General features: G+C 38.9%; 24 protein-coding genes, 1 other RNA gene and 1 pseudogene. 7 read left to right on the plus strand and 19 right to left on the minus strand.

Going from position 1 to position 21419, the window contains the following annotated elements; translation table 11 throughout:
• Nucleotides 1–71 precede the first annotated feature (71 nt).
• From bamB to rlmN, 7 genes are all read right to left on the minus strand, one after another.
• Nucleotides 72–1250, minus strand: coding sequence for an outer membrane protein assembly factor BamB (bamB, locus tag D5018_RS09605; protein WP_121838789.1), 1179 nt, complete (start codon nucleotides 1248–1250; stop codon nucleotides 72–74).
• Between the two features lie 14 nt (nucleotides 1251–1264).
• Entirely contained in the window at nucleotides 1265–1885 is a 621-nt protein-coding gene (locus tag D5018_RS09610; RefSeq protein ID WP_121838790.1) for a YfgM family protein, read from the minus strand.
• A gap of 11 nt (nucleotides 1886–1896) precedes the next feature.
• Nucleotides 1897–3171, minus strand: a complete 1275-nt coding sequence (gene hisS, locus D5018_RS09615) for a histidine--tRNA ligase (protein ID WP_121838791.1) — start codon at nucleotides 3169–3171, stop codon at nucleotides 1897–1899.
• A 97-nt stretch (nucleotides 3172–3268) separates the two neighbouring features.
• Nucleotides 3269–4381 carry a flavodoxin-dependent (E)-4-hydroxy-3-methylbut-2-enyl-diphosphate synthase gene (ispG, locus tag D5018_RS09620; protein ID WP_121838792.1) on the minus strand — a complete coding sequence of 371 codons (1113 nt, stop codon included), beginning with the start codon at nucleotides 4379–4381 and terminating at the stop codon, nucleotides 3269–3271.
• A 72-nt stretch (nucleotides 4382–4453) separates the two neighbouring features.
• Nucleotides 4454–5437 (minus strand): RodZ domain-containing protein, encoded by a 984-nt coding sequence (locus tag D5018_RS09625; protein ID WP_121838793.1) that lies wholly within the window; start codon nucleotides 5435–5437, stop codon nucleotides 4454–4456.
• Nucleotides 5437–6219, minus strand: a complete 783-nt coding sequence (gene pilW, locus D5018_RS09630; protein ID WP_121838794.1) for a type IV pilus biogenesis/stability protein PilW — start codon at nucleotides 6217–6219, stop codon at nucleotides 5437–5439. Before pilW ends, D5018_RS09625 begins: the two co-directional genes overlap by 1 nt.
• 27 nt (nucleotides 6220–6246) lie before the next feature.
• Nucleotides 6247–7368, minus strand: coding sequence for a dual-specificity RNA methyltransferase RlmN (gene rlmN / locus D5018_RS09635; RefSeq protein WP_121838795.1), 1122 nt, complete (start codon nucleotides 7366–7368; stop codon nucleotides 6247–6249).
• 278 nt (nucleotides 7369–7646) lie between these two features.
• On the opposite strand from rlmN, the gene D5018_RS09640 reads away from it, so the two are divergent.
• Nucleotides 7647–9365 carry a hypothetical protein gene (locus D5018_RS09640; protein ID WP_121838796.1) on the plus strand — a complete coding sequence of 573 codons (1719 nt, stop codon included), beginning with the start codon at nucleotides 7647–7649 and terminating at the stop codon, nucleotides 9363–9365.
• A gap of 3 nt (nucleotides 9366–9368) precedes the next feature.
• Here the strand turns inward: D5018_RS09640 and D5018_RS09645 are convergent, their stop codons facing one another.
• The 5 genes from D5018_RS09645 to D5018_RS09665 all read right to left on the minus strand — a co-directional run bounded on the left by D5018_RS09645 (nucleotide 9369) and on the right by D5018_RS09665 (nucleotide 12965).
• Nucleotides 9369–9746, minus strand: coding sequence for a ribonuclease E inhibitor RraB (locus D5018_RS09645; protein WP_121838797.1), 378 nt, complete (start codon nucleotides 9744–9746; stop codon nucleotides 9369–9371).
• 47 nt (nucleotides 9747–9793) lie between these two features.
• Nucleotides 9794–10006, minus strand: a complete 213-nt coding sequence (locus D5018_RS09650; protein WP_416351539.1) for a DUF3820 family protein — start codon at nucleotides 10004–10006, stop codon at nucleotides 9794–9796.
• A 97-nt stretch (nucleotides 10007–10103) separates the two neighbouring features.
• A complete protein-coding gene (locus D5018_RS09655) occupies nucleotides 10104–11942 on the minus strand; it encodes a diguanylate cyclase domain-containing protein (protein WP_121838799.1) in 1839 nt (612 codons plus the stop codon).
• Complete coding sequence (locus D5018_RS09660; protein WP_121838800.1) at nucleotides 11932–12141, minus strand: hypothetical protein; 210 nt, start codon at nucleotides 12139–12141, stop codon at nucleotides 11932–11934. The genes D5018_RS09655 and D5018_RS09660 overlap by 11 nt, the downstream gene beginning before the upstream one ends.
• Nucleotides 12142–12173: 32 nt before the next feature.
• The gene (locus D5018_RS09665) at nucleotides 12174–12965 is read right to left on the minus strand and encodes an SAM-dependent methyltransferase (protein WP_121838801.1); all 792 of its coding nucleotides are present in this window, start codon (nucleotides 12963–12965) and stop codon (nucleotides 12174–12176) included.
• Between the two features lie 348 nt (nucleotides 12966–13313).
• Here D5018_RS09665 and D5018_RS09670 point away from each other — a divergent pair.
• A pseudogene (locus D5018_RS09670) lies at nucleotides 13314–13697 on the plus strand (outer membrane protein assembly factor BamE); the annotation flags it as partial.
• Nucleotides 13698–13757: 60 nt separating this feature from the next.
• Here D5018_RS09670 and D5018_RS09675 read toward each other — a convergent pair.
• Together D5018_RS09675 and D5018_RS09680 are read right to left on the minus strand one after the other, a co-directional pair.
• Nucleotides 13758–14093, minus strand: coding sequence for an RnfH family protein (locus D5018_RS09675; protein WP_121838803.1), 336 nt, complete (start codon nucleotides 14091–14093; stop codon nucleotides 13758–13760).
• A gap of 2 nt (nucleotides 14094–14095) precedes the next feature.
• Nucleotides 14096–14530, minus strand: coding sequence for an SRPBCC family protein (locus D5018_RS09680; RefSeq protein ID WP_121838817.1), 435 nt, complete (start codon nucleotides 14528–14530; stop codon nucleotides 14096–14098).
• 111 nt (nucleotides 14531–14641) lie between these two features.
• On the opposite strand from D5018_RS09680, the gene smpB reads away from it, so the two are divergent.
• Together smpB and ssrA are read left to right on the plus strand one after the other, a co-directional pair.
• Nucleotides 14642–15130, plus strand: a complete 489-nt coding sequence (gene smpB / locus D5018_RS09685) for an SsrA-binding protein SmpB (RefSeq protein WP_121838804.1) — start codon at nucleotides 14642–14644, stop codon at nucleotides 15128–15130.
• An 84-nt stretch (nucleotides 15131–15214) separates the two neighbouring features.
• Nucleotides 15215–15569, plus strand: a transfer-messenger RNA (tmRNA) gene (gene ssrA, locus D5018_RS09690).
• A 126-nt stretch (nucleotides 15570–15695) separates the two neighbouring features.
• Here the strand turns inward: ssrA and D5018_RS09695 are convergent.
• The 4 genes from D5018_RS09695 to D5018_RS09710 form a co-directional block, all read right to left on the minus strand.
• Complete coding sequence (locus D5018_RS09695; protein WP_121838805.1) at nucleotides 15696–16454, minus strand: isocitrate lyase/PEP mutase family protein; 759 nt, start codon at nucleotides 16452–16454, stop codon at nucleotides 15696–15698.
• A gap of 128 nt (nucleotides 16455–16582) precedes the next feature.
• Nucleotides 16583–17356 (minus strand): NERD domain-containing protein, encoded by a 774-nt coding sequence (locus tag D5018_RS09700; RefSeq protein ID WP_121838806.1) that lies wholly within the window; start codon nucleotides 17354–17356, stop codon nucleotides 16583–16585.
• A 251-nt stretch (nucleotides 17357–17607) separates the two neighbouring features.
• Nucleotides 17608–18093, minus strand: coding sequence for a hypothetical protein (locus D5018_RS09705; RefSeq protein WP_121838807.1), 486 nt, complete (start codon nucleotides 18091–18093; stop codon nucleotides 17608–17610).
• Nucleotides 18094–18120: 27 nt separating this feature from the next.
• Entirely contained in the window at nucleotides 18121–18435 is a 315-nt protein-coding gene (locus D5018_RS09710) for a hypothetical protein (protein WP_121838808.1), read from the minus strand.
• An 80-nt stretch (nucleotides 18436–18515) separates the two neighbouring features.
• On the opposite strand from D5018_RS09710, the gene D5018_RS09715 reads away from it, so the two are divergent.
• The 3 genes from D5018_RS09715 to D5018_RS09725 all read left to right on the plus strand — a co-directional run bounded on the left by D5018_RS09715 (nucleotide 18516) and on the right by D5018_RS09725 (nucleotide 20811).
• Nucleotides 18516–19514 carry a hypothetical protein gene (locus tag D5018_RS09715; RefSeq protein ID WP_121838809.1) on the plus strand — a complete coding sequence of 333 codons (999 nt, stop codon included), beginning with the start codon at nucleotides 18516–18518 and terminating at the stop codon, nucleotides 19512–19514.
• Nucleotides 19515–19676: 162 nt separating this feature from the next.
• Nucleotides 19677–20198, plus strand: coding sequence for a plasmid mobilization relaxosome protein MobC (mobC, locus tag D5018_RS09720; protein ID WP_121838810.1), 522 nt, complete (start codon nucleotides 19677–19679; stop codon nucleotides 20196–20198).
• A complete protein-coding gene (locus tag D5018_RS09725) occupies nucleotides 20191–20811 on the plus strand; it encodes a relaxase/mobilization nuclease domain-containing protein (protein WP_121838811.1) in 621 nt (206 codons plus the stop codon). The genes mobC and D5018_RS09725 overlap by 8 nt, the downstream gene beginning before the upstream one ends.
• Nucleotides 20812–20827: 16 nt before the next feature.
• Here the strand turns inward: D5018_RS09725 and D5018_RS09730 are convergent, their stop codons facing one another.
• Nucleotides 20828–21241: a hypothetical protein gene (locus tag D5018_RS09730; protein WP_121838812.1), complete on the minus strand. Its 414-nt coding sequence runs from the start codon at nucleotides 21239–21241 to the stop codon at nucleotides 20828–20830.
• Nucleotides 21242–21419: the final 178 nt, after the last annotated feature.

Consider the following 21419-nt stretch of genomic DNA (forward strand, 5'->3'; position numbering starts at 1 on the left):
ACCTTAGAAACAAAATAAGCCCTCGGCACTTTTGAACCAAGGGCTTTAATCTAATTTTGTTCAATTAAGTCTTAAGGAAGCGTTACTTCTGCAAGTGTTCCACTTCGACCTTGAACGTATATTTTACCATCAACCACTACAGGTTGAACATACAAACCGTCACTATCAACTCTGACACGACCTTCAATCACACCTGATGTGCGGTCGATAAAGTGTAAGTAGCCTTCGTAATCACCAACGACAATATATTTATCAATTACCGCAGGAGAAGTGAGTGATCGGTTGAGTAGCTCCGAGTTACTCCATAATTCTAAGCCGTTACGCTTATCAATTGAGTAAATACGGCTATCACTGTCCACCATAAATAAGCTTAATCCAGACTCAGCTAATTCGTGAAAGCTGGAGTATTTACGTGACCACGAAATACGGCCACTACGCGCATCCATAGATACTAAGTTACCGTTATAGCTAACCGCATAGATTTTGCCGCCAGATAACAAAGGCTTCATATCTACATCGGCTAAGCGGCTAAATTCATTGCCACCTTGAGGCTTATAAATTGGTGTTTCCCAAGCAATCTGACCATTTTGTTGCACAATGACCTGTACTTTGCCATCAGCGGTACCTACAAAGAAACCACCACCTTCGTAATTAGCCGCGCCAGTTCCACGTAAAGTAAGCGGCGGCAATGGATTATCAAGCACCCATTTTTGCTTACCGGTATCAACGTCAAACGCTTCTATCGAACCATTGCCGGTGGTTACAACAACAAGATCATCACCTACCGTTGGTGTAGAAATAAGCTCGCCACCAGTTTGTACATGCCACAATGGCTTACCTGTTGCTTCATCAAGTGCAACCAACACACCAGACTCACCACCTGCAAACACTTTATGGCGACTTACCGTTAAGCCAGAAGCCAATAAAAAATCTTTCTCAATACCAGCATCATTAATCACTTGATTTAAATCTTGCTCCCATAATTGCTCATGGGACTTTTGATCATAAGCAATGACTTCACCATCTCGGCTACCAGCATAGATTTTGCCGTAATTGATAGCAGGTCGTAAGCGAGAGTAATAAGCGCCAACGCCATCACCAACCGAAGTTTCCCAATTAATATTTGGAGAAACCGTTTCCTGAATTTCAGGTAATGGATTAATTTTTACTTCATCATCATTTGATGAGCAAGCCGACAAGAGCGCTACACTTAAACTCGCCGCAAGCAAATTTTTACACCAAGACTTCATGCTGTTCCTTACTATTAAGCTTGTGGTAGGTTATCCAGCTTCATTTTCAATACTGGATTGTTGGCATTTTTTTCTGCTGCTAGAGCCGATTCATAGGCTTCTTTCGCTAGCTTTACGTCACCTTGGCGTACCAACAAGTCTCCCTTTAATTCATCACGCTGAGGTGCAAAAGCGTCATTGGTTACTTGAGAAAGAGTGGAAAGAGCTTCGCTTACTAATCCTTTTTCAGCTTGAATTCTCGCTAAACGAAGTGTGGCCATTTCTTCAAAGCCATAACCTGGTTTTGCTGCAATAACACTTTTAAGAGCAGTAACCGCTTTATCAAGCTCACCAGCTATAACTGCTGCTTTAGCCAATTGCAATTGCAACATGGCTTGGTAGCCTTTCTGATCATGCTCTTTTGTAAATTTTGCGATGTCACCAGCTAACTTAGATTCGTCAGTGGCATCATTAACTGCTGCTTGATAGGCATTAGAAGCGTTTTGAGCCTGACCTACTTGATGATCAGAGTAATAATTCCAACCATAAAGCCCACCTAAACCAACAACGGCACCAATAATGATCGAGTTACCGTACTCTTTCCAAAAGCGTTTGATAGCTTCAACTTGTTGTTCTTCTGAGCTATAAATTTCCACGCGTTGACCTCTTAAATCCGTTCTCTAAGAAAAGCTGCCAATTCATCACGGGCAACCATTTGTTGTTCGTTTCCACCTCGAAGATCTTTTACGCCAACTTCGTTATTCGCTAGCTCATTTTCTCCGATGATTAAGGCAAACTGAGCGCCACTCTTATCCGCACGCTTCATTTGCTTTTTAAAATTACCACCACCACAGTGGCTCATTACTCTAAGGCTTGGCAATGATTCACGCAAGTTTTCAGCAATTTGCACCGCATGAGGATAGCAACCGGCTCTCATGGCCGTCACATAAACATCAACAATTGGAGCGACATCTTGGTCTAGTCCTAATTCTTGTAGCAACAAAATAATGCGCTCAATACCCATGGCAAAACCAACCGCAGGAGAATCTTTACCGCCTAATTGACTCACCAGTCCATCATATCGACCACCAGCTAAAACCGTGCCTTGCGCACCTAAGCTCGATGTTACCCATTCAAATACAGTGCGATTGTAATAGTCTAATCCGCGAACTAATCGAGGATTAACCGTGTATTGGATTCCAACAGTATCAAGTAGTTCACATAATTGTGAAAAATGTTGCTTACTATCGTCACCTAAGTAATCCATCAGTTCTGGCGCATCAACAAGAATAGCCTGAATGTCTTGGTTTTTAGTGTCTAGAACACGTAATGGATTGCTGTACATACGACGTTTAGCGTCTTCATCCAATACATCAATGTGCTTTTCTAAAAATGCAATAAGTGCATCACGGTATGCCGCTCGCTCTTCACTGTCACCTAGAGTGTTAATTTCAAGTGCAACGTGTTCTTTGATACCAAGAGTTTCCCATAGTCGAGCTGAAAGCATTAATACTTCAGCATCAGCATCCGCTGTTGCAATACCATAAACTTCGACACCGAATTGATGGAACTGACGGTAGCGACCTTTTTGAGGGCGCTCATGACGGAACATAGGGCCCATATACCACAAACGTTGCTCTTGGTTATAGAGCAAGCCATTTTGGTTGCCAGCACGCACTGTCGAAGCCGTACCTTCTGGTCTAAGGGTTAAGCTGTCACCATTATTGTCGGCAAAGGTGTACATTTCCTTTTCAACAATATCGGTCACTTCACCAATAGAACGTTTAAATAAATCGGTGCTCTCAACTATCGGAGTTCTTAGCTCTGCATATCCGTAGCTAGCCACTGATGCACGCAGGATAGACTCTAGTTTTTGCCAAAGGGGAGTTTGAGTAGGCAGAATGTCATTCATTCCGCGAATCGCTTGGATCTGTTTTGCCACAGTTAGACTCGAATGATTTAATAAAACAAAAAATAAAAAAACGCCTCATTATAGGCGTTTTTTAAGCGTAGGTGCAAAAACTTAACTTAATCGTGATTTAGCTGTTATCTTGAACATCAATACGGCTAGATAACATGGCTGCTTTCGCACGGATTTTTGCTTCCATTTTGTCAACCAGATCATCATTATCCAAACGCTCTTTTTGACGAACACCGTCCTCATAAAAACCACTTTTTCGATTACTGCCAGCAAGACCCAAATCGGAAACCAACGCTTCACCAGGACCATTTACAACACAACCGATGATAGAAACATCCATTGGCGTTAATACATCTTCAAGCCTTTCTTCTAACGCATTCACGGTATTGATCACATCAAACTCTTGACGAGAACACGATGGACACGCAATAAAGTTAATACCACGACTGCGAATACGAAGTGACTTTAATATATCAAAGCCTACTTTAATTTCTTCTACAGGATCCGCAGCTAGTGAAACACGCAAAGTATCACCAATGCCTTCAGAAAGGAGCATGCCCAAACCAATAGCTGATTTAACCGCGCCAGTTCTCTTTCCACCTGCTTCGGTAATACCTAAGTGCAATGGCTGATCAATTTTTTTCGCCAGTAGTCGGTATGACTCTACAGCTAGGAATACATCAGAGGCTTTTACTGATATTTTAAACTGGTCGAAGTTCAATCTATCAAAGTAATCGACATGGCGCATGGCTGACTCAACAAGAGCTTCAGGTGTTGGCTCTTTGTATTTGTCCATGAGGTCTTTTTCTAATGATCCACCGTTTACCCCTATTCGAATAGGGATATTTTTATCACGAGCGCAATCAACAACGCTTTTAACTCGCTGCTCATTACCGATATTACCTGGGTTTATACGCAGACAATCTACACCATATTCAGCAACTCTAAGCGCAATTCGATAATCAAAATGGATATCAGCAACTAAAGGAACTTCTGTTTGCTTACGGATTTCTTTAAAAGCTTCAGCAGCATCCATGGTTGGAATTGATACCCTTACGATATCCGCTCCGACATTTTCTAAAGCTTTAATTTGCGCAACCGTTGCCTCAACATCGGTAGTGCTTGTATTTGTCATGGACTGCACGCTGATAGGTGCACCATCACCTACAGGTACTTTTCCCACATAAATACGTGTTGATTTACGTCTTTTGATGGGATTTTCGCTATACATAAAATTTCTCCGTACTGCCTGCAACTTGTGTAAGGGCACTCAAGCCACTCAGTGAAGTCTAGTTCACGCTGATTATGGGTTCTCGGCTAATGTCATTCTGGCTGTCTTACCAGCTGGGAACCTATCCATATCCACAGTCACACCATCGACTTTAAGTTGGATTGACTCTGGCGCGCCAAAAATGGCTTTTAAAGGAGCTTCACCTTCAGCAATGATCACTCGACCAGATTTTTTTAGTCCAGAAACAATAACCTTTCCTGTAGCATCTTGAATATTTATCCAACAATCTCCAGTTAAAGTTAGATTAATTTCTGTTAACTTCACTGGTTCATCACTATGATCTTCCACAGAAATAGCTGATACAGGAACGTCTGCAGCGCTTTCTACCTCTGTTAGCAGGCTAGGTTTTTCAGTTTTTTCTTGAATATTATGACTGCTGCTGGGGTCAACCGCTTGAGGTTGCAGGTCAACTTTTTCAGCTTTGTCTTTAACTGTCTCAGTTTTAGGCTCAGCAGAAGAACCCACATGAATTTCTGTCGATGCTGGTTCAATTTGTGTGCTTTGCTTTTTGATTAATTCTTGCTTCTCTTCTGGGCTAGGCTTTGATAAGTCGACTAACCCTGAGAACATAGTGGATTTTTGTATTCCCCACCAACATAACATTGCCACCAAAATGGCAATGATAAGATACGTTATCCACATCCATTGACTATTAGCCGCTTGCATAGATGTCTTATTCGAAAAGCTTTGCATACTAGGCGATACTGGAGTCGCTAATTGCTTTTCAACACATTCATTGATTAAAAAAGGGTCGGCGGATACATAGCGCGCATAATTTTTAATATATCCTCGAACATACGTCGAAGAGGCCATGTTACCAAATTCATCGTTTTCGATATCTTCAATGATTGCAATTCGAAGATTAAGGGCTGTAGCGATATCTTCAATACTTAAGCCTTTATCTCTTCTTGCCATTTTCAATAATGAGCCAACAGTATGTTCAGGCTCAGAGTTATTTTGGTCTGTTTCAGACGCTGGATTATTTGAATCTGTCATTAGTGCATACTTGCTCGATATTGCTTAGCCTGTTGTGATTTTGGATACTTAGCTAATAATGTTAATCCATAGTGCTTAACTGCATCATTGTCATTTTGCGCTCGAGCAATATCAATCCCCAATTGTAGACTTAGTGGAGTGGCTATCGCCACCCTATGATATTGTTCAAGTTTCGCTTTTGCCGCGGGCAATTGCTCTAATGTTAACTGAATTCTAGCTAATTCCAAGAGAGAATTGGCTCGTCGAGGATCATATTTTAAAGCTAATTCGAAGTATTTCGCGGCCTTAGATAAATCACCGCTGGCTTCCATGCACAGCCCTAAATTTTCGTAACTGTCTGCCGTTCGAGTGTATTTAGGCATGTTAATGGCTTTGAGAAACATGGTTTCAGAGCGGTTAAACTTCTTTTGCTCACATAAAAATACACCGAAGTTATTATACGCATCACCTGTGACATTACGACTATTTATCGCATTTTCATAAGCGCGTTCAGTGCGGGCTGTATCACCAACTTTTTGATAATAATAAGCCATGGCAATATGCACTTCTTCAAGATTAGGTGCATACTCCATGGCTTTTTCTAAATTATATTTTGCTTGTTCGGTATTGCCGCGTTTTAAATAGGTCAAACCAAGTTGCATTCTTTCTAATGCGGCATTGTCTTTATTAAAACCAGGATCAGTTACTGGACGTTCTGTTCCTTTATAAGTCCTTTGTGTCACGCATCCTGACGTGAGCACAAGCGCCGTAACCACACAGCCAATAAGCCATCCTTGTTTCATAACGTACCTAATTTTTTTGCAATATGATTAGGCTATTGTGACTGATATCTTATCTTGTTGCATGCGTTTTTTTGCAAGACGTTTGGTACGGTCACGAATGTCTCCGGCCAGCTGTCCACAAGCGGCATCAATATCATCACCACGGGTTTTACGAACAATAACCGTCAACCCATACTCCATTAATACTTTTGAAAAACGGTCGATGCGAGAATTTGAACTGCGCCCATAAGGAGAACCTGGATATGGGTTAAATGGGATCAAGTTGATCTTACATGGTGTATCTTTCATTAGCTTAGCTAATTCGTGTGCTTGATCTGTACTATCGTTAATGTGATCGAGCATCACATACTCCAAAGTCACCTTGCCACGGTTGGCATTAGATTTTGCCAAATAACGACGAATACTCGCTAAAAACGTTTCCAGATTGTACTTTTTGTTTATCGGAACCAACTCATCACGTAATTCATCATTAGGAGCATGAATACTAACCGCTAAAGCAACATCAAGCTCTTCTCCCATCTTATCAAGTGCAGGAACGACACCAGAGGTTGATACCGTCACACGGCGTTTTGACAAACTAAAGCCAAAATCATCAAGCATGATTTTGATAGCCGGAATCACATTAGCAAGGTTTAAGAGTGGCTCGCCCATTCCCATCATGACTACGTTAGTGATAGGACGTTCACCAGTTTCTTTTTGGAATCCTAAAAAGTCAGATACACGCCAAATTTGTCCTACAATCTCAGCAACACTTAAGTTGCGATTAAATCCCTGCTGAGCAGTAGAGCAAAAAGTACATTCCAACGCACAGCCCACTTGTGATGATACACATAGCGTGGCACGGTCATCTTCTGGAATGTAAACCGTTTCAACTTCTTGTCCATCGCCTACATTGATTGCAAACTTAATGGTGCCATCTGATGATTTTTGATAGCTTGAAATCTCAGGTGCAACGATTTCACAACGAGCGGCCAATTTAGCACGTAGTTTTTTATTAATATTGCTCATTTCTTCGAAATCAGACACACCAAAGTGATAAATCCACTTCATTAATTGATCGGCACGAAACGGCTTTTCACCCATATCGGCAAACAGTTCACGCATCGCTTTACGATCCAAATCTAGTAGATTGATCTTGTTGTCACTCATTGTTGTCTAACCTCAAAAAAACTATAAACATACCCAACACTGACGACTCAATTGTCGGGGCGCTGGATTATACTGCGTTTAGTTTTCAATCGCTACCTCCTTAAGGGGCATCGTTTCAGCGAAAATTACTGCATTTCCCCTAAATGAAGCTTCCTTAAGAAACCTTGAGACTTATGAATATCGGGTTAATGTGTGTCTAACCAAAGTTATTTATTGGATATATCTAATCAAAGCCATTCACTGGATACACCTAATCAAATCTATTTATTGAGGTTAACTTGCTATTTACTTGGAATTTTGAAACCCAAAAGCTTTATAGTTGTGTCGACTTATCATGCTACCCTGCCCCCAAAGATGGTCAAAAGGTAACATTTGCGGTTTGCGATCAACATAAAGTGCTTGTTGATCAATTTGTGACTTATGAGGTCACAATTGTTTCGACTAAGGAAGGCAATAGAATCAAGCTAAATGAAACCGGGTTTTCAAGAGTGTTGCAATTATTTCATATTGGCTCCCCCATGAGGGACGCTATCCAAAGCCAATATGATGAAACCATTAAACACACACCCGATTATTTCACTCGCCCTACAGAAAATTTAGTTCATTTTAAACAATTAGAAGTTTATGGTGTTGCTCTTGATGGAGCATGCTACCCACGATGTTTTTTAGCTAAACACTGCAAGAGCCCTTCTTGGTTAACCGAAAGAAGTCGAAAGCAAGTCTCTCAAAAACTATTAGCATGTAATGTGAAACCGCACTTTTTAAATGCCATTAATACCTCATTTACCGTGGCAATCAATCATGTCCATCAATTGCCTGACTACATAAAAAATTATTTTGCCAGCCACCCCAAATTTGCTGAAAATATCTTTAACGCAACCATTGAAAGAGCCCGCTTTATACTCTTTATATCTCTTCAGGTTAGAGCTAATTTACATGACTTTCCACAATCACGAACAGCAATGGATCAACGTGCTATTCAGCAGTTTTTCATTCATTTCGTTGACGGTATCTTTTTAAGTTGCCAACAAGGCCTTGACTTCTACACCAACTCTTATTCTCCCGAACATACAGTTCAAATGGGGACGCCAATTGCGTTGATCGTCGCTGAAAATAATCATTATGAGTTTCTTGCAAGCCCAGATTACTTCGACGAAAACTACCAAGCCGAACCTTTACCAGACGTGACAACTTCACAGGTGTTGATGACCAAAACCTGCTCAGAAAGTTTACTTAGATGTGCAATAGCTTATAAACATAAAGACCGCAATTGGTTATCATTGGACTCAAGGAATAAAGAAGCAGTTATTGCTGAGTTTGAACGACTTGAATACAAAAAGATATTTCTTGCTGCATTCCAAGCAGAAATAGCGAAACGTTTACAAAGTAAAAAAGAAAACCCAAGCTTTTTTCTTCCTTCATATATTTACTCTATTGAATTTAATGACAAAATACTTTTAGATAAAATTTTCAACACTCTATTCTTAGAAGCCAATACTGAGTCCAGACATGCATTGAAATTACAGTACTTCCTAAGCCTTGAAGAGCAAATTCAAAAGGAAGCTCAAACCATTGCTGAAGGAAATAGATGTGATTGGGATGAAGTTGATCTCACGCTAGAGTGTAATGACGGAAAAAATGAAAAATGGGAGCATTTTCAATTTAGAAAAGTCAAGAATCAAAATACAGAAAATGAAAAGCCATTTCCGTTCCCAATAAGCACTTTTGAGCAAGAAGTTTTATACTCTATTCTTGAAGAAGTTACCAAATTGTTTTTAAAGGTTTCTGGGATACCAGACACGCCTTCAGAAACAAATGACTTAGCATTTATTGGTGGCAGTAATGGAAATTATTGTATTTATGCACCTGATGATTTTTTTAAACAAGAGGAATCTTCTGATACAGCAACAGATAATGACACCGTAGAAAACTTTACGCCCGGGATTTCTTTGGAAACCAAAGAGCAACAGACGCAAGCTTTTTCTCAGAAATTTTAAAAGCTATTCAGCTGTAACCTCATCAATAGGGCCTACATCCATACCTTCATAAGCTTCAATATCGTATTCTTTAACCAAGGCAAAAAACTCTTGATTTCGCATATGTAATGATTCTACCGAATGCTTTTCTTCCATATCGACGCGTAAATAAATCAAATCCGGATTTTCATCATCTGCAGCGGCTTCAATAAAGCCAATTGGTTCGTATCCTTCACTTTCAAGGTGACTACCAAGGTTTGTCAGCTTCTGTTCACTGGTATCACCAAAAAAGTACGACCAACGACACACTTCATCAATATTAAAGTTCGCTTCTGCTTGTTGGGTAAACTCTCGAGTTTCGGCAAAAAATGCCTCAAGGGTTTCTTTACTAATTTCAGACATCTAATAAATACCTAATTAACCTTTATAGTCCGGTGAAGAATACCATCTTATTTGGAGTGCAAAAAGCACATCAGCTCTGACTCTAATCCATTAAGCTTAATTTCATACATTAATGCTAACTGCTCACCTAATTTCCCATTAGGAAACCCTTTTTGCTTGAACCATACTAAGTAAGGTTCAGGTAACAATAACAGAGGTGTACCTGCGTACTTACCGAATGGCATTTTTTGATTGATGGCATCGATTAATTGATGTCCCACAGAGTCGTTCATAGAAATGTTAGAATTAATGATGAATTGCCATACTGTAACGACAATAAACTGATGATCCAACCTTAAGGTTGGATCATCTTAAGAGTTAAGGGATTAATTTACCTGCAGGCCCCATTAGCTTAGGATCGATGAACTGCACAAAACGCATCTGGCGATTGCATTCTATATTCTGATTATCAATATCTTCAGAATATGGTATCAATTTATTGCCACCTAATTTTTTTGCTTCATCAAGAGCTGCACTTGCATGAGAAGTAGCATCGTAAAATGCATTTTTATCTAACCCTCGCTCAAGTATGTCGTACCCAATGCTGGCTCTAACCTGAAATGGTAATTGTTTGAAACTACCATGAATATTGCCAATATTTGTAAATATTTCTTCCAAAGATTGAGCAACTTGCTTCTGATTATCACATAAAAAATACACATAAAAACGATTAAAATCGTCACGATAGGCTCTACCTTTACCAACACAGTTTTTAAGCAAGGTAGCGACATCTTTTAAAATTTGGTTTCCAACATATTCACCATAATGATCTTTAAGCTGCATGATGTTATCGAGTTCAATTATCGCTACACCAAAACCTTCCTTAGTTTTATCTGAGTGCTGATAGGTTTTCCAACCCCGTATGCTACCATCTGCCGTCTTCGCTAAACCCGTCACTTTATCCCTGAGATTATGAAGAACTAGCGCAATTCCAACAGCCCAGCTTCCAATAAGTAAGCCAAGCAAAATAACAATTACTGTGTCCCTATATCTTTCATCTGCCTCTAAGGTTTCGATTTTTCGACGGTGCTTCAATTCAAGTCCAGAAATCATATAACCACGACTTTCTGCAAACATCAGATCACGCTCAAGTTCTTCAAAGTTAAACTTAGCAGATTCAACGGCAAGCCTTTTAGCCTTTGCATCATCAAATAACCAGTTACGGTAAAACTGCTCTTTTTGAGAATGATGATAAGCTTTTTGATAAGCTTTTTTTTGATAGGCAATTTCACCTAAAACTTGATGAGCCGTTTGCTTAGCCCCATAAAGACTAACCCCATCAGGTTGCTCTACAACACTCATCGCATATTCATAAGACTTATCAAGTTGATTTAACCCTTTATAAGCCAAAGCTTCATTGACTTTAACGGTGTGCATTTCAAGTGAATAGTTTAGCTTTTTATAAATTGATTTAGCTTTTGCTAAATCATCAAGTCCTAAGGCAAACTGACCAGTGTCAATATTCATTTGCCCCATGATTCTATAGCTTAAACCATGTAAAACCAGTGTCTGCTGGCCCTCACATTTATTTATTATGCTATTTAAAGCGCTTTTTGCTTTTTGGACTTCATTAAGCTCCTTAAGCCTAGCCGCTAGAAAAAAGTCAACCAAACATTCCTGAAATACATATTTCCCATTAGAAATTTCTTTTAATCTTTCACCATAATACTTTACGTAGTCCAGTGCCGAAAGGTTATGAAATAAATTCATCAACTGTATATAGACATTTACTTGTATTGAAATATCTGGAACTGAATAGATGATTTCTAACTGTTTTTTTGCAACTGCAAGAGCTTCTGTATAATTATGCGTCGTCAAGTAAACGGAATTCAGGTTTTGATAAATACTAATTTTTTGAGCTCTATTTTCCGCATTACTCTCTGCTTCTGCTAGTAGCTTTTGTGCTAAGTTGTACTCTCCAGAATAGATTTCACTGGTAGCTTTAATGATCAACAAATCAACTTTTTGTTCGTTTGTTATTGAATTTAACTTTAAGAGTCTATCAACTTCTTTTTTTACATATAAGACATCTGTATTTATTAATGATTGTAATTTCGAAATATCTTGTGGGGACAAACTTTCTCTTTCATGAGAATGAGCAAAACCAGCCACCAGAATGGTGGCTGTTAATATAAAACTGATTACACTACTTTTCATTAGGGCTTAATATAAAAATAATAAAATTAGTTTGTTGAAAATTTGATGAATCTTTTATTTTAGACAAATCACCACTCAGCATCGCTGAAATTTCTTCATCTGTCAGCCCATAACTTTCCATGATCTCTTTTGGGTTCTTTTTATAACGTTCACATAATTCTGTATCTTCACCCAATTGAGTTAAAAACTTATCTAACATATACCCTCCATTATTATCAGATTAAAATATTTTTACCCTATATCACTTGGAGTAATCCCAAGCTTACTTAAGACCTTCAAATTAAATTCCAATTTTTTTGCAGGTGGAACTAACAAAGTACTAATACAAGTTAGATCAGCAAAAGGCAGATCTTTTAATTGAAGTCGTTCAATTCTTGGTTGGAACATAGGTAAATTAGCCGCTTCATAAATCACAACCTCATGCTCGAGTGGGTACCATTCATTTAATTGTTCAACCAAAATTTGTAAACGATCTGAATTGGTATGAAATTCGGTAAGAGTATGCTCACCAGCAATACCTATTTGCCACAACAACATATGAGTGGTTGGATCTGGCGTATGCTGATAAAACATAAATTGACTGGCTTCAAAGCTTTGGTGACCCGAATTACCAGGATCGATACCTAAATCAGCCCACAAACAAGCTTCGGCTGAAATGCCTGGCTCCATATGAGCATCAAAGCCTTCTTTTCGAAGTTGATCTATTGCGAGGTGAGAAATACAGGCAAAAATTCCAGGGTGACCATAAAGCGCACAAACGACTTTTTTACCCTCTTTAACCGCTTGGCAAATGACAGCAACCATTTCACTGTATGTATCTCGGCGATTTTTAACTTCGCCCTCTTGAGCGTAGTAAGGCTGCAAATTCACGACATTAGCATTAAGTCGCTCTAGCCAGTTTTGAGCAAAACTTTCAGGCATCAATGAAAACACCACATCAGCATGTTCGATATAGCTTTTACTACGAACACTTATGTGACCAGCCAACTGTAATCCAGTTCCAACACAGACAAGTGAGCCCACTCAGCACCTCTTTCGTAACACTGATGTTACATTCTATATTTCAAAAGGCGTAAGCTACATAAAATAGAATAAATACACAACACAATTTTTACAATAAAATCATCAGGTAAAATGTGAACGCTCAAAATCACACACCGCAAATATGTTATTTATTTGCTAATTAAGAATATCTATACATTGTAAATATGCATTCCGTAATATATGAAAATAAAATGGCTAGATGAACGAGTTTTCAATAAATGAAATGAACTTATCAGCAATATGCCACTCCAAAGCCTCATTGCCCTTGTAATCATAAGGATAGCTTGGGTATGATTGCCCAAATAATTAGACAAAGCCGTGGTTGGTATGATCAATAAAAAACAAGGATTGACCCTTTTGAGCGCAGCAGCGCTTTCAGTTTCATTGAGTGCTTGTAGTGTGTTTGATTGGTTGATCTATAAACCAGATGTTGCTCAGGGCAACTACATGGATCAATTGCAAGTTGATAAACTGCGCATTGATATGACCAAAGCCCAAGCTGAATACGTACTTGGCCACCCAGTTTTACGCGATAGCTTTGCAGACAATACTTGGTACTATGTTTACCACTTCAAAAGTGGACGTGATGCAAGCGTCATTCATAAAGAACTCATTTTACACTTTAAAAATGATAAGCTATCAAAAGTTACAGGGGATTATGAATTAAGCAAAGAATTCAATACCCCCCTAGAGCAAAGTCAGTTACCTTCTCAAACTCAAAAGTAGTCATTCATGCGGCTGAAATTCAGCCGCCTTTCAAAGACTACGATATTATTTGATTTTACTGCCAGTGGTTTTATTGGCTCGTCCTTCTTGAACTGCTTTTTCAGCTCGACGACGACGTACATCTTTAGGATCGGCAATTAAAGGACGATAAATCTCTAGTCGTTCTCCGGCTTCCATCACTCTATCTGGTTTAATTAAGTTACTGAATATCCCTAGTTTGACATTATCGTAGTCAATTTCAGGAAAAAAAGTTTGCATACCACTTTGTTTTAGAACTTCAATAGCCGTGGCTCCGAGTCTCGCATTCACTGAAATAATTTTTTGCTGCTTTGGTAATGCATAAACCACATCAATCATAATGTGTTCAGGCTCGTGATTCATGATTAAACTCCGTAAACAACTTTGGCTCGCTGGGTAAAGGCCGTAACCATAGAACCCATCAATTCTTTGAACACTTTATTAAAAGCAAAATCAATCAATGAACTAGAAAATTCAAAATCTAACTCAAACTCAACTTTACATGCGTCTTCTGCAAGTTCTATAAACTTCCATTCACCATTCAAATACTTAAATGGCCCATTCTCTAACTCTAGTTTTATAGACTTGCCAGAAATTAAAACATTACGCGTAGTAAATGTCTTTTTCATTCCTGCTTTACTGACATCGACCGATGCAACCATGCTTTCATCATCACAACTTATCACTTTACCACCAACGCAACCGGGTAAAAATTCTTTATATGATTCAACATCGTTAACCAATTCATACATCTGCATAGCACTGTATCGAACCAGCATACTTCGAGCGATAATAGGCATGACATTCCAAAAGTAAAAATTTTGCCAAGATTTTACCACGAATACCAAAAATCTCATCTACATCAAGTGAATCCAATTTAACAATTCTGTTTAGAAGCGTATAATGCCCCCATGGGAAAGAAAAAATCAAAACAAGCCGCGCCCGGAAGTATTGTCCGTAACAAGCGCGCCACCTTCGAATTCAAAATCGAAGAGAAAATTGAAGCAGGTCTTGAGCTACAAGGCTGGGAAGTAAAATCACTCCGTATGGGTAAAGTGACTCTTGCTGACACCTACGTATTCATTAAAGAAGGTGAATGCTGGATGCATGGTTGCACCATCACTCCTTTGAATACGGCTTCTACTCATACCTACTGCGAACCTGCTCGCCTGAAAAAACTGCTACTTAAGCGCCGAGAAATCGACAAACTTGAAGGTTTAGTTGATCGCCAAGGTTACACCATCGTCCCTCTATCTCTATATTGGAGAAAAGGTGCATGGGTAAAAGTGGAGATTGGTTTAGGTAAAGGTAAGAAAGAACACGATAAGCGTGATGCCAGCAAAGAGCGTGATTGGCAACGCGAAAAATCACGAACCTTAAAAGACTCGTTAAAAAAGTAAACTGCTGAATTAACGAACACTTAATCCTATACCTTTTAATAACTTCTGGCTGAGGTAAACTTTAATAGGTATACTTTAAAGTCTGGGGGCGATTAGGATTCGACAGGATTCACGAAACCCTGGGAGCATGTCGAGGGGCGGTTGGCCTCGTAAAAAGCCGCAAAGTTATAGTTGCAAACGACGATAACATCTCTCTAGCAGCTTAGGCTAGCTAGCCATCCTGCTCACGTTTCTCAAATGGGCAGAGTATTTGGATGGTCATCTCACATTTGATAGCGAGGGAACCTTGTTTGGGGGTGAACCGCGAAACAGTACCAAACTCGCCTGAGAAAATCCTGTCTTTCGGAGTTTCTTCAGGTTAACCAATAGAAAGACTAAACATGTAGCGCCTTGGATGTAGGCTTTCTGGACGGGGGTTCAAATCCCCCCGCCTCCACCAAATAAAACAAAGACTTAGCTCATCGAGCTAGGTCTTTTTTCTTTTTATGTCCACCAAGTGTCCACACAGCAAAAAGTTTTTGGAAAAAAGATCTCGTAAGTGTTTTTTCAATGGCTCTGAAAATCATTATTGGAAAATCGATTGAAAAGATTTTTCCTCTTTTATCCGAACTAAACTTTTCTCAAAATGACTGTACATATTTTCAAATATAAAATTACCCATACTGATCCGTTTTACCCCAATTTCATTGAGTTTTTGAAAATGAGGTAAGCTTGGCATACACATTACATTTACTGGTAACCCTGTGGTAGAAACCACACTGATAATATCGCTTTCCTCAACGATACAGGGAATGAACATCCCATCAGCTCCAGACTCTTCATAAAGCCGGATTCGTTTAAGCGTTTCAGCTAACGGCTCTTCAACTGGAATTAAGAACGTATCAGTACGTACATTGATGAAAATTGGTAAATCGAGTTCTGATAAGGTCTGCTTTATTCGGGAAACCAATTCGGAAAACTCAATTGGATCTTTCAGTAACCTTTTTTCTTCAACAACACTATCTTCGATATTTATTCCAACTACCCCAACTCTAGCTAAGGCTACAATGTTATCGATTATCTCTTGTGGTTCTCGGCTATAACCAGCCTCAATATCGACAGTCAGTGGAAGTGAAGTTTGAGTGATGATATTTTTTGCTAGGGATACAAGTTCTGAAAACGGGATATTTTCACCATCTTCAACACCACGAGATTTCGCAATTGCAGCGCTAGAAGTTCCAATAGCACTATAGCCAGATTTGGCTGCTAACTGAGCACTAAACACATCCCAAACATTTGCTACCAGTAAAGCATTGCTTTGATAATGAAGTTCTTTAAATTCCATGTTGCTTCCTTCTTCAATTGAGATGGGAACAATATGAAATTTAAGGAGTAGCCAGCAACCGAAAAATTGACAGGTATTTTTTTAAACGCAGCCTTTCATTCGAACAACATAATTTCATTGCGCCTTTATTATGAGGGTAGAACATTCCTGCACCTCGGAAACGAACTACAGCCCCAAAACTCATTACCAGCATTCTTACCTTTTGCAGCTTTTCTTAGCACCATATCTGAACCACATTTAGAGCAAGTTTGAACGCTGCTTCTATTACTAACGATTTCTCTTACATGCCTAATGTGCTCAACATTGGTTTTGATACTTGGTTGTAATCGCCCTGATTCAATTTGCTCGATAAAAGCCGTTACTTGTTCGTTAGTAAAAACTATATCTGTCTTGCTCTTAATGTACTCAACACCACCTCTAGCGAACGTCACGTTTTCAGGCATAGGTGTTTTAAAAGCGCTGTCACCTATAAAAATAATGACTGAAAAGATATGTTCTGAATTGATACCTAAACAAGCTTCTAGTGTTTTGGTGTGCTTGTAATTTTGATATAATGGATTTTGAAATTTAGATGCGTGTCTGAAAATCTTTTGCGTCCATTGCTTTTGGTTTTCATTACCAAAAATCCAGCCTTTCATGTTCTTAGTTTCTACTACAAAGATCCCGAGCTGAGACACGATGATATGATCAATCTGGGTTGTGCCGTCAGCTGTAGGCAAGGTGACATTTTTGATCACATGGTACTTGCTCTTATCCAAGAAAAGCTTAAACAGCAAATTAACCATCCACTCACCAAGCACGCCTTTAAACCAAGCGGACTTGATGATTGCTATAAAAACAAAAAACGGGATCAGATACCAAAGCGAACCGAAAATTATCTCAAGGTAAATTGATAAATCCATTTATAATCAAACCCTCTACTCTATACCTGACGAATCTTTTCTGAAGTAACTTATAATCGTTCCAACCCCGAGTAAAATAAAAATCCAGCCCAAGATTGGATTAGAACTTTCCGCTGAAAACTGCATATAACTATTACAAAAAAAGAGGCCTGAAACGGGAATTAAGACTTTCTTCACAATCCTTCCTTGAAGTGGCAATATTAAAATTTATAAGTGGAGCTGCAAAAGCTTCTGTACACTCTTACACAGATTCAATTGGTTGCTTTAAAATCCAAACGAATGATCAAATTTGTTTCATCGTCTTTAATGTATTCAACTTTCACTTTCCTTCCATTTTGAATAATGCCATCTTGGTACTTACGATTTGCGAAGAAATACTTTGGCGTTGCAACATCATTATAAGAAAATTTGACCCCACTCACCTCAAAGCTCTCTTCTCTACTTGCTGCTTTTTCTGTATGCAGATTTGTAACTTCACCAGTTACAGTAAAAATTTTGCTTTCTGTAACTTGTTCAATAAGACCCCGATCCTGATTTATGGCTATTAAACTAAAACAACAGCATATGACCAAGAGGATCACGACCTGATAGTATTCAATTTTCAATGATTGCTTTATAAATCTATCGTGAAAAACTTTCACTCCTCGATAACTCATCAATAGTATGAGAATCGTTATTAAATAAGGTAGTAGTGAGCCAGTATCAATGACCGCTGGAGTTTCAAAATAAGTTAGCATTCAATATATTCTCGATAATCAATATGATTACTCGGCTTCGCCTTCCTCTATCGCTTTTAAGGTACGTTCAAAAGTATCATGGACACTAGAGATCCAAAAACTGATATCTTCATGTACCTTAGTTTGATTAGCAATGTTCTTGATAAGAATGATCTCTTGTTTCATTTTTTCGAGATTACGCACTGACTCCCAAGACATGCCTTCATAGACATGGAATATCAAACGATCAGAATCAGGAAAGTCGAAATGCTCTAGTACTGCATCTCTAAGATTTTCCCAATCACCTTGAAGGTCGGAAACAACCGTTTTGATATAACCTGTTGGTTCTTCTTGAAATCCCATGATGACAATCTCATTGAAAACTAAGGCTTATCATTCTACCCTACTGACTGCTTTTTTAAACACAATTAGGATGTGCCGTAATGAAAACAAAAATAATATCGTTACTTCTTTTAGGCTTATGTGCCCTATCTTCATCATTAAACGCAAAAGAGATTGGCTCTTGGAATCAGATTAAATTTAAAAGTAATCCAGCCGTTAACCTTCATCATTTCATCTTTGAAGTGGCTCGAACGGGTAATGATATTACTGAGCAAGGTTGGCAAGACTCATTAACCCAACAAGAGCAAGCTCAACTCCGTGAGTTGGTTGCTTACTATAAAAGTAATTTCATTGGTAAAAGGCGGTCAGCTATGCGGACAATGCCTTGGCTACAAAACGTTTCACGCTCACTGACTCAATATCAAGATGGTATGCGCATTCAACTAGAGAACAAAAAACATCTTGAGTTATTCAAGCAAGCATTTCCTATATACAAAAGTAAATTATGGCAAACACATGATGAATACAATAAAGCATGGCTTAGTGACCTTCTTGTAAAACTAAATAAATATGGTCTAAAGATTCAAACTCGACTTGAAGACAGATTTGAAGCACCTCTGTTTGCTGCAAATGAGCATCCAGTTGATATTGTTTACTTCGCTGGTCATCGAAATGGTGCATTTACCCACGAATGGCCTTACACCATGATCAACAGCTCACGCTCAGATTATCAGGGGTATGCCAGTTTAGAAATGATCTTCCATGAAGTTACCCACGCCCACGCAGAAAGCAACCTATCCAAAACCATCACTTCAGAATTTAATAAATTAGGCTTGGAACAGAATCGAAATATTTGGCATCCAATACAATTTTATATTGTCGGTAAAACAACTGAAGAAGTCCTAGCTAACAACGGTATTAAATACACCCAATACGCTACAAATACAATTTTCAAGAGGGGATATTTCTCAAAGTTCACACCTACAGTTATGAAGTATTGGCATGGCTATCCTACTGCAAAAAACGCTTCATTGAAGGAAGTCGTGATTGGTATGGCTCAGGGAATGTCTGAAAAGGCTAAATCTAAAAACACTCTCTAATTTCTAATGCAGGATTCGCAAAAAGATGGCATTTAGTACCAAATTTGCTGGCATTTGGTACTAAAGCCATTTTTACCATCAAAACCTCACCTTTATACATGGCTATTTCACTCTCAGCGTGGCATAACCTTTAAGAGTAGCAAGTGCTTTGGAGGTTTAGACATGGGAGCCATTATTACTAAGACTTTGCTCTCGGAAATAGAGAAATCTAACTGGAAGCAGTTTTGTCATTCACATGGCATGAGTGAAGCTGAAATGCTGCGTATGCTGATCAATCGAGTATCACCTGAAGCTTCAAACACTGAAGACTTTAAAGCAATCCGTAACAACAAAATCACCATTCGGCTATCAACTGAGAACCTTAAAAAACTAAGTTGCCGAGCGAAAGCTGAGGGTTACTTTTATCAAACCAGCTGGGTTAATGCTGCTGTCATGGCTAACCTTTACAGAGAACCAATTCTTACCAAAGAAGAAATGGGCGTTTTACGAGACTCCAACCGTCAGCTTGCAGCCATTGGTCGTAACCTAAATCAAATTGCTAGAGTGCTGAATATTGAATTTCGGGAAAGCGACAAGATCACCAAAGAAATGATTGAAGCCTTGTCACTCAGAATTGAAGAGCATAAAACCAAAGTCTATAAGCTGCTCCATAAAAATCGTAGCCGATGGAACATTCATGAATAGCTTAATTCAAGATCAAATATCTGGCTTGCTATCAGGTGATGTCAAGCATAAATCCAACCGAGTAAAATCATCCCGTTCATATCTAAAAAAACCACCAGAAGTTATGGTCAAAGTCAGTGGTCACTGCCGAAGTTCTAGCCACATTCAAGCACATTTTGATTATATTAGCCGAAATGGAAAGCTTGATGTAGAAGATGAGCAAGGACTGGTTTATCAAGATACCGACTCACTGCACCAAATGGCAAAATCTTGGAGCTTAGATACTCTCGTTGAAAAAGAGAATACTCGCTACACCTCCCACCTTGTCCTTTCGATGCCAAACGGCACTGAACCCAAAGCAGTCAAACAAGCAGTAAGAGAATTTGCGAAAAAGACGTTCTCACACAACTACCAATATGTCTTCGCATTGCACACCGACACAGATAGCCCCCACGTTCACCTCACCATCAACAACCTCGGCTTTGATGGCAAACGACTACACATCAAAAAAGGTCAACCACAAATCTGGCGAGAACAGTTTGCTTATGAATTGGAAAAGCTAGGCGTAGCAGCTGAGGCTACGCCTAGTCTAAGGCAATTAAAATTCAACTTGATGAGCGAACAACAGTTATAGCAATAATAACCAGCTTTTACTTCAAAAGCTCAAGTGGACATTTGACTAAATAAGTGTCAGTACTTGTTATCCAACCATCTTCACCTCTAATATTGGCATTTACTAATGTGGTAATAGTTGTTGTGCCTGAAAAATCTAGCCTAAAGATATGTTCAGGTAGAATTAGTCTAAAAGGCATAGCTTCAGTTCTATACTCTTTACGAACAAACTGACTACCAGGACTTATATCTTTATAGTTTTTGATACAACCGTAAAATTGTCCCAAAGTACCCTCTTTCACCAAATCTCCTGAAACAAGCATTTCATATCGAGTATCTTCATGAATAGTATTCATCACATTCGACATAGGAAGCGAAGGCTTGGGACTTAAAAACAAACGAAGAAAGAAAAAGGCTACAAAAGCCAATATAATAAATACTTTCGTTTTCATAATTGGGAACATCCAAAAGTTTTAATCTGTCTTTTTAAGACTTTCTGAAAGTAGGGCAAACGGGTCTAAATTAGACACTCAGTTTGCCCACGGTTAAAACCTTCATCAAATAATCTTCATCCCAGCCAGCTTTTAACCGTTTGCTTTTTATTCCAACTTTTGCTGTTTTCTCATTTTT

Origin of the sequence: Parashewanella curva (assembly GCF_003675895.1) — a bacterium.
GTDB classification, from domain to species: domain Bacteria; phylum Pseudomonadota; class Gammaproteobacteria; order Enterobacterales; family Shewanellaceae; genus Parashewanella; species Parashewanella curva.